13 protein-coding genes are annotated in these 13,958 nt (G+C 36.3%); 11 read left to right on the top strand and 2 right to left on the bottom strand.

The annotated features are described in order from the left end of the window. The first annotated feature begins 134 nt into the window (after positions 1–134). From WFH39_RS20595 to WFH39_RS20565, 7 genes are all read left to right on the top strand, one after another. A complete protein-coding gene (locus WFH39_RS20595) occupies positions 135–560 on the top strand; it encodes an SRPBCC family protein (RefSeq protein ID WP_336691280.1) in 426 nt (141 codons plus the stop codon). Positions 561–587: 27 nt separating this feature from the next. Further along, positions 588–971, top strand: a complete 384-nt coding sequence (locus WFH39_RS20590; protein ID WP_336691279.1) for a VOC family protein — start codon at positions 588–590, stop codon at positions 969–971. Between the two features lie 36 nt (positions 972–1,007). After that, the gene (locus WFH39_RS20585) at positions 1,008–2,030 is read left to right on the top strand and encodes a glutaminyl-peptide cyclotransferase (protein WP_336691278.1); all 1,023 of its coding nucleotides are present in this window, start codon (positions 1,008–1,010) and stop codon (positions 2,028–2,030) included. A 41-nt stretch (positions 2,031–2,071) separates the two neighbouring features. Continuing rightward, positions 2,072–3,097 carry a glutaminyl-peptide cyclotransferase gene (locus WFH39_RS20580; RefSeq protein ID WP_336691277.1) on the top strand — a complete coding sequence of 342 codons (1,026 nt, stop codon included), beginning with the start codon at positions 2,072–2,074 and terminating at the stop codon, positions 3,095–3,097. A gap of 88 nt (positions 3,098–3,185) precedes the next feature. After that, the gene (locus WFH39_RS20575) at positions 3,186–4,163 is read left to right on the top strand and encodes a hypothetical protein (protein WP_336691276.1); all 978 of its coding nucleotides are present in this window, start codon (positions 3,186–3,188) and stop codon (positions 4,161–4,163) included. 34 nt (positions 4,164–4,197) lie between these two features. Further along, a complete protein-coding gene (locus WFH39_RS20570; RefSeq protein WP_076394463.1) occupies positions 4,198–4,812 on the top strand; it encodes a deoxynucleoside kinase in 615 nt (204 codons plus the stop codon). A gap of 85 nt (positions 4,813–4,897) precedes the next feature. Next, positions 4,898–5,248: an ArsC/Spx/MgsR family protein gene (locus WFH39_RS20565; RefSeq protein ID WP_235130272.1), complete on the top strand. Its 351-nt coding sequence runs from the start codon at positions 4,898–4,900 to the stop codon at positions 5,246–5,248. Positions 5,249–5,302: 54 nt separating this feature from the next. On the opposite strand, the gene WFH39_RS20560 is transcribed toward WFH39_RS20565, so the two are convergent. Beyond that, positions 5,303–5,608 carry a DUF493 family protein gene (locus tag WFH39_RS20560; RefSeq protein ID WP_087706271.1) on the bottom strand — a complete coding sequence of 102 codons (306 nt, stop codon included), beginning with the start codon at positions 5,606–5,608 and terminating at the stop codon, positions 5,303–5,305. A gap of 39 nt (positions 5,609–5,647) precedes the next feature. Continuing rightward, complete coding sequence (locus WFH39_RS20555) at positions 5,648–6,325, bottom strand: DUF4197 family protein (protein ID WP_336691275.1); 678 nt, start codon at positions 6,323–6,325, stop codon at positions 5,648–5,650. Positions 6,326–6,749: 424 nt separating this feature from the next. On the opposite strand from WFH39_RS20555, the gene WFH39_RS20550 reads away from it, so the two are divergent. Genes WFH39_RS20550 through WFH39_RS20535 form a run of 4 tightly spaced genes read left to right on the top strand, consistent with a single transcriptional unit; the run spans position 6,750 to position 13,791 of the window. Continuing rightward, entirely contained in the window at positions 6,750–9,563 is a 2,814-nt protein-coding gene (locus tag WFH39_RS20550; protein WP_336691274.1) for a SusC/RagA family TonB-linked outer membrane protein, read from the top strand. A 10-nt stretch (positions 9,564–9,573) separates the two neighbouring features. Continuing rightward, a complete protein-coding gene (locus WFH39_RS20545) occupies positions 9,574–10,995 on the top strand; it encodes a RagB/SusD family nutrient uptake outer membrane protein (RefSeq protein WP_214590186.1) in 1,422 nt (473 codons plus the stop codon). Positions 10,996–11,000: 5 nt separating this feature from the next. Continuing rightward, positions 11,001–12,389, top strand: a complete 1,389-nt coding sequence (locus WFH39_RS20540; RefSeq protein WP_336691273.1) for a glucoamylase family protein — start codon at positions 11,001–11,003, stop codon at positions 12,387–12,389. Between the two features lie 13 nt (positions 12,390–12,402). Next, positions 12,403–13,791, top strand: coding sequence for a glucoamylase family protein (locus tag WFH39_RS20535; RefSeq protein ID WP_336691272.1), 1,389 nt, complete (start codon positions 12,403–12,405; stop codon positions 13,789–13,791). The last annotated feature ends 167 nt before the right edge of the window (positions 13,792–13,958 follow it).

The following is a 13,958-nucleotide window of genomic DNA, read 5'->3' as shown; positions in this document are numbered from 1 at the left end:
ATTTTATTGAGCTATATATCCATCGTATAGTTTTCTTTTGTAACTTTTGAAATTAAATTTAAAATCATCTTAAGTAAATGATTCTAAAGTAAACTTTCATCATTTTTGCATTCAATCATTAAAAAAACAGAAATATGAGTTATCCAATTATTGTAGAGCAGAAAATAAATGCTCCGGTTTATAAAGTCTGGAGAGCATTAACAGATAAAGCTGAAATGCAGATATGGTATTTCGATATTTTTGATTTTGAACCGCAAATCGGGAGAATATTCAACTTTTACGAACCGGGAGATGAGAAAAAGTATCATCATCAGGGAGAAATTCTGGAAATTTTTCCTAATGAAAAGCTAAAATATTCATGGTCATATCCTGAGTTATCAGATAAAAAAACAACTGTAACCTGGGAATTGAAACCCGATGAAAACGGAACTTTAATAAAGCTTATTCACGAGGATATTGACTATTTTAACGATCTGGGTGAAAATTTTTCACGGGAATCTTTCACGGAAGGCTGGAACGGAATTTTGAAGGAAAGTTTAAAACCCTATCTCGAAAATTAATTAAATAGGAGACTTAAAATATAAGTGATGGCAAAATTCAATTCCCTTCGTCCCGTTTTATGGACAGAACAATTCGATGAAACAATCGGTTTTTATACGCAGATTCTTGGTTTTACCCTACAGGAAAGAAATGACGACTGGCAATGGGCTTTTTTGCAGAAAGATGAGGTGCAGATTATGCTTACAAAACCGAATCAGCATAAGAAATTCAACGGAATCGGGTTCACCGGTTCATTTTATTTTACGGTAAATAATGCAGATGAATTATGGGAAGAGCTGAAAGATAAAGCAAAAATCTGCTATGAAATTGAAACGTTCGACTGGGAAATGAGGGAGTTTGCAATCTACGACAACAACGGCTATATATTACAATTTGGTCAAGATGTACATGAAATTAGTTCAGAGGAATAAATTTTGCTAATTTTGGGAAAATTATTTTAGAAATCAATGAAAAAAAATATAATAGCAGGTTTTGCAGCGATTTTGTTGTTGGCTTCATGTAAAGATGACAAAAAAGTACTGGATTCTTTGGCAGATTACAACAACTCGATGATGGAAAAAGGATATCATTTCGGAGATAAACTGAATTTGCCGAAAGATGTGCTTGATGATGCAGAAACCATTTCAATTAGTTTTGGAGACAAAGAAACATCAGGTCTTACCATAGATCCTAAATTTTTTACGTTGGGCGACAATGCTGTTACTTTTAATATCAAAACAAAAGGCGGTGAAACATTAACGCAGGACGCCACCATCAATGTATTTGCTAAAAATCCAGAACAGAAAATTAATTACGAAATCATTGCCGAATATCCTCACGATCCGAAAAATTTTGTGCAGGGTTTCCAGATCGAAGGCAACACGATTTATGAAAGTGACGGACAGAACGGTTCTTCGCAGATTTTAAAATATACGTTAGGCACTACAACACCTTTGGCTTCTACCAAACAGGCTCAGGAAGATTTTTCTGAAGGAAGCACCATTGTTGGCGATAAAGTTTATCAGCTAACATGGCAGAGTAAAAAAGGATATATTTACGATAAAAATTCTTTAAAATTGATCAAAGAATTTGCCTATCCTAATGTTTTGGGTGAAGGTTGGGGATTAACCTACGACGGTAAAAACCTGATTGCTTCAGATGGTAGTAAATTGCTATATTTCCTTGATCCGAACAATCCTTCAAAAATGGTAAAATACATTGCTGTTGCAGGAAGTTCTCAGGCTTACGATCAGTTGAATGAACTGGAATTCCATAACGGATTTATTTACGCCAATGTTTGGCAGAAGCCCATCATTCTTAAAATTAATCCTGCGAACGGAGAAGTAGTGGGAACGTTTGATTTTACTGAAATTGCCAAGCAGAATACCAAAGGAAGCGACGACGTCCTGAACGGAATTGCCTTCAAAGGAGACAATATGCTGATAACCGGTAAAAACTGGTCTAAAATTTACGAAGTGGCAATCAAATAATTGTCGAACCTTTTGTTTTCTAATTTAAATAAAAACTTGAAGTGAAGAAAAGTCTGATCGCAGGTTTTGCAGCAGCTTTGCTGCTGATGTCCTGTAAAAACGATAAAAAAATTCTTGATTCTTTGGCGGATTATAACAATTCGATGGAGCAGAAGGGATATCATTTTGGTGATAAACTGAATCTTCCGGAAGAAGTTACCGACAATGCAGAAAGTATTTCTATAAGTTTCGGGGATAAAGAAACGTCAGATTTAACGATTGATCCTAAGTTTTTTGCATATGGCGATAATGAGGTGACCTTCAATATTAAAACGAAGGGCGGAGAGATTTTAAATCAGGATGCCACCATCAACGTTTTTACCAAAAATCCTGAAGCCAGTATTCCTTTTGAAATTGTAGCAGAATATCCTCATGATCCGAACAATTTTGTGGAAGGTTTTCTCATAGAAGGAAATACGGTTTATGAAAGTGACGGACTGGAAAAAGCTTCACAATTAATAAAATATACTTTGGGAAGTACAACTCCGGCGCAGACTGAAAAACAGCCCGCCGATATTTTCTCCGAAGGAATTGCTATTGCGGGAGATAAAATTTATCAGTTGACCTATCAAAATAAAATCGGATTTGTTTATGATAAAAATACGTTAAAGAAAATCTCGGAATTTCCTTTGCCGAATGAATTCGGAGAAGGTTGGGGAATGACCTATGACGGGAAAAATCTTATCGCTGATACAGGTTCGAATAAACTGTATTTTCTGGATGTAAATAATCCTTCAAAAGTGGTGAAAACCGTTTCTGTGGGTGGGAATAAGGAAATTTACAATCAAATCAACGAGCTGGAATATCACAACGGATTTATTTATGCCAATATCTGGCATCAGCCTTATATTTTAAAGATCAATCCTCAAACCGGTGAAACTGTAGGTAAATTTGATTTTACAAAGATCACGGAAGAATATACTCAGAATAACAGCGAACACGTTCTTAACGGAATCGCCTTCAAAGGAGATCATATGTTGGTGACGGGTAAAAACTGGTCGAAAATCTATGAAGTTGCGATTAAATAAGTTAAAATGAACCGCAATTTCTGTTGAAATAAATAAAAATAGTAAATTGGTAGCGTTCCTTTCCGGAGCGCTATCTTAGTAAAAGAATTTGAAATTATTATCCTTCATATTTGCATTGGTTTTCTGTTTGTTATCCGCGCAGAAAGCCCTTCCTTTAGACACGCTGAAACTGAAGGAAGCAAAAGATATGCTTGCCGACGATTACGGAAATCTGTATATCTATAAAAACAAAGATTTCAGCTTTACCAAATACGATTCCTTAGGGAGGCAGATCGGGAAGATGATGCTTACGGTTCCTTATAAAGTGCAGACGGTACAAAATCCGTTAAGCGTGCCTTTGTTTTCTGAAAACGCTCAGGAAATGAAATTTGTGGATCAGAACTTAAACGAAATCCAGAAGGTTGATTTTAAGCAGAAATTCGGGTTTATTAAAATGGCTTATGCGGAAGATCTGCAGCAGCTCTGGCTTCTGGACGACAGTACAAAACGTCTGATCCAGTATAATTTCAGAAATGAAACCACCATCAATTCTTATCCTTTTGATGCAAGTATTGACGATTTGACGGATCTTCTGGTATATGAAAATAAAGTGTATGTTTTAACCAGAAAATACATCCGTGTCTATTCATTAAAATTTGAAAAGCTCTTTGAAGCACCTTTGGAAAACGGAAAACGTTTCAGACGAGAGAATGAATTTATACTTGTTATTACCAATAATTCCATCCTGAAATATGTTCCGGAGAAGGAAATGGTGAAGATTTTTGAAGATCCGGATGCACAGATTGTGGATAAAAATACGCTGTCTTATTTTGAAATAAAAGCCAACAAACTTTATCTTTACAGTCTTGAAAAAAACAAGGAATCCAAACCACAAACAGAGCCTGATCCTAAGCAGAAAGCAGCGGAACAGGAGGTAGAAAAATCTGCTGAGAAAGCAGCGGAACCCGATAGTCCTGAAGGAAAACTGGAAAAGAAAACTCAGGAAATTGAAAGCAAAAATCCTGCGGAAAGTTCTCTTCAGAAGCTTCTTGATGATACTTCCCAGATTCAGGCTGCCGGAATTTAGATCTTTATTAAATTAAAAATATACTAGGGAAAATATGCACATTGCAGTTACAGGAAATATTGGAGCAGGAAAAACGACGTTAACGACGATGCTTTCTAAGCATTACGGTTGGGATGCCCAGTTTGAAGATGTAGATCACAATCCTTATCTGGAGGATTTTTACGCGGATATGAGCAAGTGGAGTTTTGCGCTTCAGATCTATTTTTTGGGAAGCAGATTCAGACAGGTAAAAGAGATCAGGGAAAGCGGGAAAAATATTATTCAGGATCGTACGATTTATGAAGATGCACACATTTTTGCAGAAAACCTGAACGATATGAATCTTCTTTCTGATCGTGATTTTAAAAACTACGAATCTGTTTTCAATCTGATGAAATCTTTCGTTTCTGCGCCGGATTTATTAATTTACCTTAAATCTGACGTTCCGAATCTGGTAAAGAAAATTTACAAAAGAGGAAGAGAGTATGAAGCATCCATCAGCATTGAATATCTTTCAAAACTGAATCAGAAATACGAAAAATGGATCTCCAATTATACGGAAGGTAAACTTTTGATTATTGAAGTGGATGATCTTGATTTCGTAGAAAAGCCTGAAGATTTCGGGTTTATTTTAGAAAAGATTGAGGCAGAACTGAACGGTTTGTTTTAACAAACTTTTATCAGACATTAAAGCAGTAATCGTTTTATTTCTTCTAAATTTGTTAAAAAAAATTAATTTTTAAATATAAATAGTCATGTTGGTGAAAGTTTTACATAATGGGAATTGTTCGAAATCAAATGCGGTTTTGGAATACCTCGATGAAAACGGAGTTCCGTTTGAGATCATCAACATTCTTGAAGATCCGCTGAGTGAGCTGGAAATTAAAACAGTATTAAAAAAGCTGAACCAGAGCGTCTTTCATATCATCAGGAAAACAGATAAATTGTATCTTGAAAATTATGCAGACAAAAATTTATCCGAAGAAGAATGGATTAAAGTTCTGGCGGAAAATCCTTCCCTGATCCAGAGACCGATTATTATTAAAGGTTCTGTAGCGATGCTGGGAAGACCGATTGAAAATGTCAAATATTTTATTGAGAAATAAATAATTCATTGAAAATTTAAACTAAAAAGTCAGCCGTTAAGCTGACTTTTTGTTTTATAAAAGAATGACGCCTTCTATTTTTGCGACTTCCTGATAAATGGTTACCACCTGATCCGCATCTAAAACGAATGCATTGATGTTGCAGGCTGTGTATTTTCCGTTTTTACTTTCGCGGTTTCCCAGTGTAAATTTGATCCCGTCGAAAACCTTATAAATCTCGGTAAGTTTTGCCTGATCGGTAGGAATAATAAATTTAAATAAATAATCTTCCGGAAAATCGTGGTGACCTTCCAGTTTTTCCCTCAAAGAGTTATAAAAATCTTCAGGGTTTGCGTGTTGATTTCCTTGTAATATATCCATCTGCTTTTTAAAATCTATATAAATATAGTCAAAATTTTTCTATTTCCCAAGCGGTCCCAGAAGCGACTTGGAATTTTGGATCTCATAATCTTCAATGATGTTGAAAATCCCGTTCACAAGCTGTTCGGAAGCCAATTGGCTTAATCCTCCCGAATTTGCAGAAGTTTTATTTCCACCCAGAAGACTTCCAAGTAGATTGCTTCCCGATAATGCAGTATTAATGCTCTTAACAATACCGTATTGGTTAAGCTGTTCTTCAACTTTCGGAGTAATGGCGGCAATAAGCTGTTGGGAAGTTTTTTCTTTCAGAATTAAAGTTGCTGTTCCTTTCTCCCCCTGAATAATTCTTGTGACATCATTTGCATTCAGGCTGTTAACAGCATTTACAAGGATTGGTTTTGAAATATTTACGGTGTAAACTGCCGCATCAGCAATATAAGCTCTTTCTTTTGCAACCAGAGAAGGAGCAATTTTTTCTAACATTGAATTGATGTCTCTAAGCTGTTTTGGAAGAGCTTTATCCACCATATTATTTTGTAAGAAAGCATCTCTGTTGCTGTATACATTCACTCCTTTATCAATTCCGTTCAGAAGAAGTCTTTTAATAATCGATAATCCGAGATCAGATGTTGTCAGAGTCGTACAAGACTGCATTGTTGTATTGATAACAGCTCCGGTTCCTATCATAAGAGCCGCCGCGATAATATATTTTTTCATTGATAGTGATTAAATTTTAAAAATTGTCAAATACCGAACCAAATTTATAACAGTAGAATTAGTTTAACAAATTTTATTATTCCTATTTACTATCGGAGTTTAACTTTTAGTCATTTCTTTTGGCATAGTTAAAATTTTTAAGAGCTATGTTATGAATAAATTATTAATTTTTTTAATTGAAAAGTATAAGTTTGCTATTAAATAATATGTAATAATAATAAATATATTGAATGATTTACTTAATGTAAATGATAATTAAATGTTTTTCCGTAAATCTAAAATATTAACAGATAGGTAAAAAAATTAAGTATAATTAACATTGTTTGATATATTTTTATAATTTTGACTAATGTCTTTTATTGAGAATATATATTTTTCGGTAAAAAACATCAAGTTTTTGATTGTACGAATAAAATTAAACTATATGAAACAACGTGATTTAAAGTATTCATGTCTCATTGCAGTTTTATACTTCGGTATGAATGTCAATGCGCAAACTACCCCAAAAGACACTGTTCCGAAGGAGCAGAAGATTGAGGAAGTTGTGATGATTGGATATGGATCTCAGAAAAAGGAGAATGTAACGGGGAGTATTGCTACAATATCTTCAAAGCAATTGGAAAATCAGCCCAATCCAAACGCGCTTAGCTCTGTTCAGGGGAAAGTGGCAGGGGTTCAGATTACAAATGGTGCGGCTCCGGGATCTTCTCCAAGAGTGGATATCCGAGGTATCGGAACTTTAAACGGAACAACGGTATTTATTGTTGACGGAAGTATAACAGAAGATATTTCTTTTCTGAATCCGCTGGACATTGAGTCGATGAGTGTTTTAAAAGATCCTTCTTCATTGGCTATCTATGGAGCCAAAGCTTCTAAAGGTGCTGTAATTATTAAGACAAAATCCGGTAAAGGTAAAAATGTCTTTAATTTCAATTCTTATATCGGATTAAAAAGAGTTTCCAATATACCTAAAATGGTTAATAAAGATCAGTATGTGGAACTTTACAATGAAAAATTAAAAAACCAGGGATCTACAACAGGATTTATCAATTCTTCCATGTTTCCGACAAGCACCAACTGGTTTGATGAGATTTTTAGAGATGCCATGATTAATTCAAATGATATCTCTGCATCCGGAAAATCAGACAAATTAACTTACTTTTTAAGTTTAGGTTATTTAACAGATCAGGGGAATTTAGCTGCCGGTAAAGGAATCAACAGTGGAGACGAGTTCCGCAGATTTACATCAAAGATTAATTTAACGTATAAATTAACAGATCATTTAACGGTTGGTACAAATTCAACATGGAGTACTACACGAAGAGATAATGCAAACAATCCTACATTAACAGCATATCTTTCTCCACCTGTATACAGCCCAATGAATGCAGATGGAACTTACGGTTATCAGACTCTTGTTTCATTAGCTAACCCAAGAGCTACTTTAGATCTTTTCAGAGGAAAGGATAATGGTAACAGATATTTGATAAACCTTTGGGGAGAATATAAATTCTGGGACGATTTTACATATAGAATAAGTTATACTCAGGATAATTCTGATGTTAAATCTTATTCTTATAATCCTGTTATCAACTACATTCCTGCAAGTACTTCACGTTCAAGCTTATTAAGAACAAACCAGATGTTGAGATCGTATGTTTTAGATAATACTTTAACATGGAGAAAGCAATTAGGAAATCATAACCTTGAAATTCTGGCAGGTATGACCAGAAACGAGGATTACGGACTTAATCTTAATACTTTTGGAAGAGATATCGTGTATAACGGTACAGAACAGTCTTTATATTTTTCAGGAAGTATCCCAACCACAAGCGGCGGAGGAAATAATTATGCGGACGGAGCTTCTTGGGAAGTAGGCTTCAGAGACAGGGTACAATCTTATTTTGGAAGAGTAAATTATGATTATAAAGGAAAATATCTTATTAATGCATCCATTAGAAATGATGGAACTACAGGATACAGCTCAGAAGACAGAACACACTGGTTCCCTGCTGTAAGTGCAGGATGGGTTATTTCCAAAGAAAACTTTATGAGCAATCAGAATATTTTTAATTTATTAAAAGTAAGAGGAAGCTGGGGAAGTTTAGGAAATCCGGTAAGAGGTCTTAATTACGTTTTAACCACGCAAACCGGTCTTAATGCTTATTTTGGAGGGGTTGCTTATCCGGGTGAAACCACAACAGATATTATTGATACATCAATTGGCTGGGAAACTATTGAAGGAACAGATTTCGGATTGGAAATGGCTTTCCTGAAAAACAGGCTGAAAGTTGAAGCTACATATTATAACAAAGATTCTAAAGATGTTGTATACGGAATTCAGCAGCCTTCTATTTCCGGAGCGCAGAATAAATTGGTTACCAATGCATTCTCTTTCAATAATAAAGGATTTGAATTTTCTGTTAATTATGAAGCAAACCTTACCGATAAAATCAAATTCGGAGTGTATGGAAATTTAACCACCCTTAAAAATGAAATCACTTCGGTTTACAACAACTCATATAACGAAACAGGACCTTATCTATTCGGAAGCACCATCACAAGACTTGAAAAAGGAGTTCCTGTAGGTTCTTACTACGGGTTCCAGGTAGCGGGAATTTTCCAGAATCAGGCACAGGTAAATGCTGCACCTAAGCAGGTGGGAGCTGCTGTCGGAGGATTTCAGTTCGCAGATATTAACGGGGACGGAGTTATTGACAATTCAGATAAAACATACTTAGGAAGCCCGATTCCGGACTTTACTTACGGATTCGGAGTTAATTTATCCGGATATAATGTAGATTTTTCTGTGGACTTCCAGGGAGTTTCCGGAAACAAAATTTACAACTACAACAGAGAGCAGCGTTATGGTAACGAAAGCTGGGATTTAGATTTCTACAACAACAGATGGAGAGGCGAAGGTACTTCTAATACATATCCTATGGTTACCAATGATCAGAACATCATCAAGCCCAACAGTTTCTATGTAGAGAATGGAAGTTTCTTCAGAATCAGAAATATTCAGTTAGGATATACATTACCATCTAACTTGTTTACGAATACAAAGATTCAGAAATTAAGACTGTATGTTTCTGCTCAAAATCCATGGACATCTTTTAAATACAACGGTTTTTCACCAGAAATATTGAATACATCAGACCGTGTTCAACTGGGGGTAGATCAAAACATTTATCCCTTATCTTCGATCTATACAATGGGGGTTAATTTAACTTTCTAAAATTAAAAAAATGAAAAAAGTATCAATACTGTTATTAAGTCTATTTCTTGCATCATCTTGCGGAAATGATTATTTAGATATAAAACCGGAAACTAAAAACGAAGCTGATAATTTCTTTACTACCGAAGCTGATGCTGTCTCTGCGACGACTGCTATTTATAGCTTTCTAAGAAGCTGGGAAAACTCTGCATTTCCGTCTCAATATGTTTTTGGTGTTCCTGCGGATGACGTCCTGAAAGGTTCAAACCCGGGAGATGCATCCTTTATGCTTGCTTATGATCAATTTACTTACACTGCTTCCGATGGCGGAGTGGAAGGATACTGGACAGGTCAGTGGAATGCTGTGGCAAGATGTAATCAGGTAATTAGTAATATTCCAAAGATTACCATGAATGAAACATTGAAAAAGAGACTTCTTGCAGAGGCTAAAATGCTGAGAGCATATTTCTACTTTAATCTGGTAAGAATTTATGGAGGTGTTCCTATCTTTGATGGTATTCCTTCAGATTTAAATTACAATATCCCTAGAAAATCCAAAGAAGAGGTGTATAATTTTATCATTTCAGATTTAATTTCAGCTTCAGAGGTTCTGCCTCAGACTTATTCTGCTGCGGATCAGGGTAGAGTTACCAAAGGTGCAGCGCTAGGATTACTATCAAAAGTTTATTTGTATAAAAAAGATTACCAGAAGGCATACGATGCTTCTAACCAGGTAATTGCAATGGGTTATTCACTAGATCCTGATTTCAACCACCTTTTCAGAATTGCAGGAGAATTCGGTCCGGAATCTGTATTTGAAGTAGACTGTGAATGTTCTTCATTAGGAGGAAGTCAATATGCAGAAGTTCAGGGTGTAAGAGGACAGTTTGGATGGGGCTTCTTCACACCGTCACCTTCTCTGGAAGCGGCGTTTGAAACCGGAGATATCAGAAAAGAGCTTACGATCTTAAGAGACGGAGAAACAACTCCGGAAGGAGATGTTATTGCGGTTGGAGATCCTTTATCAGTAAAAACATTTAATCAGAAGGCGTATGTTCCTAAAAGTTTAAATAATACTTCTTGCGGATATGGCTCCAGACAAAATATCAGAATTTTAAGATTTGCTGAAGTATTGCTAATTAATGCAGAAGCGGCAAATGAATTAGGAAATTCTGCAACCGCGATCACGAACTTAAATAAAGTGAGAACGAGAGCTATGTTACCTGTTACTACTGCAACCTCACAATCTGCATTACGTACTGCGATATGGAAAGAGAGAAGAGTAGAATTAGCGATGGAAGGAGACCGATTTGTGGATCTTGTAAGAACGGGACAGGCAGCCAGCGTCCTTGGAAGTTATGGATTTGTTGCCGGGAAAAACGAAGTATTCCCAATACCGCAAAACGCAATTAATCAAAGCAATGGGGTACTTGTTCAGAATCCTGGATACTAATCCTCATGAGAATTAAAAATTTTATAATACTAACAACTGCCATATATTTATGTGGCAGTTGTTCTTCTGAAGATATTGTAAATAACCAACAAAATCCGACAGCTCCCACCAACAACTACACCGATGTCCAACTCATCGAAATGGTACAAAAAGATGCTTTAAAGTATTTTTGGGATTATGCCGAATCGGGATCAAAATTAGCAAGAGAAAGATATCATACCGATAATCCTTCTCAGGATGCAAATATTGTTACGACCGGAGGTTCAGGTTTTGGACTGATGACTATTTTAGTGGGTATTAAAAACGGGTATATTTCCAGAGCTGAAGCGGTTTCCAGATTAACAACCTCTCTTAATTTCCTTCAGAATGCCAATCGTTTTCATGGAGCATGGCCACACTGGATCAATGGAACTAACGGTCAGGTTATACCTTTCAGCCAGAAAGATAACGGAGGAGATTTGGTAGAAACTTCATTTCTTGCACAGGGACTGATCTGTGTGAGAGAATATTTTAAAAATTCTTCAGATGCTTCAGAACTGGCAATTTCTCAGAAAGCCGATGTGCTATGGAAAGGAATTGAATGGAACTGGTACACGCAAAACCCCGCAGCTCCCAACATGCTTACATGGCATTGGTCTCCCAATTACGATTGGCAGATAAATATGCCGTTAAGAGGTTTTGATGAAACATTAATTACCTATGTCATGGCTGCTGCATCTCCAAATTACTCAATCGCTAAACCTGTTTATCAGCAGGGATGGGCAAGAAGCGGAAGTATAAAAAATACAGGATCACAGTTCGGATTACCTCTTGTAGTGAATCATAATGGTGCGAATGGTACAGTAGGTCCTATGTTTTGGTCACATTATTCATTTTTAGGACTGGATCCGAGAGGCTTGTCCGATGAATATGTAAATTATGGCGATGCTACAACCAATCATGCCAAAATAATGTATCAGTACTGCGTTGCCAATCCAAAAGGATGGCAGGGTTATAATTCAAAAAGTTGGGGACTTACAGCAAGTTATTCCAGAAATCCAAATACAGGAGGAGATGATTACGCTGCACATCAGCCAAATAACGATTTAGGAATTATTTCTCCTACAGCAGCATTATCGAGTATGCCTTACACACCAACGGAAAGTATGAATATGCTCAGATTTCTGTATAATGAAAATTATAGTAAATATGTAGGCGTTGCAGGACCTTACGATGCTTATTCTGTTCATTACAATTGGGTGACGCCAAGATACCTCGCAATAGATCAGGGAACCATTGCACCAATGGTAGAAAATTATAAAAGCCAGTTTTTATGGCAGTTATTTATGAATGCGCCCGATGTTAAACAGGGATTAATAAAATTAGGATTCCATTCTACACAGTATGGATTTTAAACAAAATTAAATTATGAAAAGGATAATACTTTCAGTCATCGCTATATCATCACTCTCGGTTTCGTGTAAGAACTCACAGATTTCCATACAGGAAGCATCAAAAGTTCAGATTGTAAAAAGCAACATCACAGACGAGCAGTTAATGGATAAGGTGCAAAAAGATGCTTTAAAGTATTTTTGGGACTATGCAGAACCCAATTCAATGTTGGGAAGAGAACGCTATCATGAAGATAATATCTATCCGGATAATGATAAACATGTTGTTACGACAGGAGGATCAGGATTCGGGCTCGCAACCATTTTAGTCGGCGTAGAAAGAGGATTTATCCCGAGAAAAGATGCGGTAAAAAGATTGAATACCATGATGGATTTTCTTGCAAAAGCAGATCGTCATAAAGGAGCATGGTCACACTGGATCAATGGCGAAACTGGCAAAACAGTTCCGTTCGGAAAAAAAGACAATGGAGGAGATCTCGTAGAAACCTCTTTCTTAACTTCAGGAATTTTAATGGTTCGTGAATATTTTAAAAACGGAAATACTGAAGAAAAAGCTTTAGCAAAAAAATGTGATGAACTTTGGAAAGGAATTCAATGGAACTGGTACACAAAAGGTGGACAGAAAGTCCTTTACTGGCATTGGTCGCCCGATTATCAGTGGGAAATGAACTTCCCGTTGGAAGGCTACAACGAATGTTTAATTACCTATATTTTAGCCGCTTCGTCACCTACTTATCCGATTGATGCTGAAACCTACTACAAAGGCTGGACAAGAAATAGAACCTACCTTTCAGATAAAGAAAAATATGGTCTTCCAATGTATGTAAAACACAATGGAGCAGCAGAATATGGAGGGCCTCTATTTTGGGCACATTATTCCTATATCGGTCTCGATCCGACGAACTTATCAGATAAATTAATCAAAAATTATTTTGATTTAAATAAAAATCAGGTTCTTATTGATTACAAATATTGCGTTGAAAATCCCAAAAACTGGAAAGGATATGGACCCAATTATTGGGGATTAACAGCCGGTTACTCAAGAAACGAGGACGGAAGCGCAGGATATGATGCACATTTTCCGCAAAATGACCGTGGGGTAATTACTCCTACTGCGGCGTTGAGCAGTTTTCCGTATTCTCCAAAAGAATCAATGGATTTTTTAAGATTTATTTATACCCAAAAACCTGAATTTATTGGCTCAGCCGGACCTTACGATGCAACGTCCATTCATTACAATAACTGGACAACGCCAAGATATCTCGCGATTGATCAGGGAACGATCGCTCCAATGATAGAAAATTACAGAACCGGATTTTTGTGGAAACTATTCATGAATGCGCCCGAAATTCAGCAGGGATTAAAGAAACTAAGCTTCAAATCGGAAAAATATCATATTAAATAATTTTTTAGGAGCTGTTTCCCGCTTTCCGCACTCGCTATTTTAGGGTTTCGGGGGGGGGGGGGCCCCCGCCCCCCCCCCCAAAAATTGGCGGACAAAAAGGGGAAAAAGGGGGGGTTTTAAAAAAAAAGGGTTTTTTTTTAAAACAAAAAAAAAAAAAAAAAAAAATT

It is taken from the genome of Chryseobacterium sp. MMO-72, from assembly GCF_037146035.1.
GTDB lineage: Bacteria > Bacteroidota > Bacteroidia > Flavobacteriales > Weeksellaceae > Chryseobacterium > Chryseobacterium indicum.
This window is presented reverse-complemented; position numbering and strand designations above follow the sequence as displayed.

Excerpts from the sequence above, each read along its gene's own strand:
- WFH39_RS20595 (WP_336691280.1), top strand. The coding sequence starts at position 135 with ATGAGTTATCCAATTATTGTAGAGCAGAAAATAAATGCTCCGGTTTAT.
- WFH39_RS20590 (WP_336691279.1), top strand. The coding sequence starts at position 588 with ATGGCAAAATTCAATTCCCTTCGTCCCGTTTTATGGACAGAACAATTC.
- WFH39_RS20585 (WP_336691278.1), top strand. The coding sequence starts at position 1,008 with ATGAAAAAAAATATAATAGCAGGTTTTGCAGCGATTTTGTTGTTGGCT.
- WFH39_RS20570 (WP_076394463.1), top strand. The coding sequence starts at position 4,198 with ATGCACATTGCAGTTACAGGAAATATTGGAGCAGGAAAAACGACGTTA.
- WFH39_RS20565 (WP_235130272.1), top strand. The coding sequence starts at position 4,898 with ATGTTGGTGAAAGTTTTACATAATGGGAATTGTTCGAAATCAAATGCG.
- WFH39_RS20560 (WP_087706271.1), bottom strand. The coding sequence starts at position 5,608 with ATGGATATATTACAAGGAAATCAACACGCAAACCCTGAAGATTTTTAT.
- WFH39_RS20555 (WP_336691275.1), bottom strand. The coding sequence starts at position 6,325 with ATGAAAAAATATATTATCGCGGCGGCTCTTATGATAGGAACCGGAGCT.
- WFH39_RS20550 (WP_336691274.1), top strand. The coding sequence starts at position 6,750 with ATGAAACAACGTGATTTAAAGTATTCATGTCTCATTGCAGTTTTATAC.
- WFH39_RS20545 (WP_214590186.1), top strand. The coding sequence starts at position 9,574 with ATGAAAAAAGTATCAATACTGTTATTAAGTCTATTTCTTGCATCATCT.
- WFH39_RS20540 (WP_336691273.1), top strand. The coding sequence starts at position 11,001 with ATGAGAATTAAAAATTTTATAATACTAACAACTGCCATATATTTATGT.
- WFH39_RS20535 (WP_336691272.1), top strand. The coding sequence starts at position 12,403 with ATGAAAAGGATAATACTTTCAGTCATCGCTATATCATCACTCTCGGTT.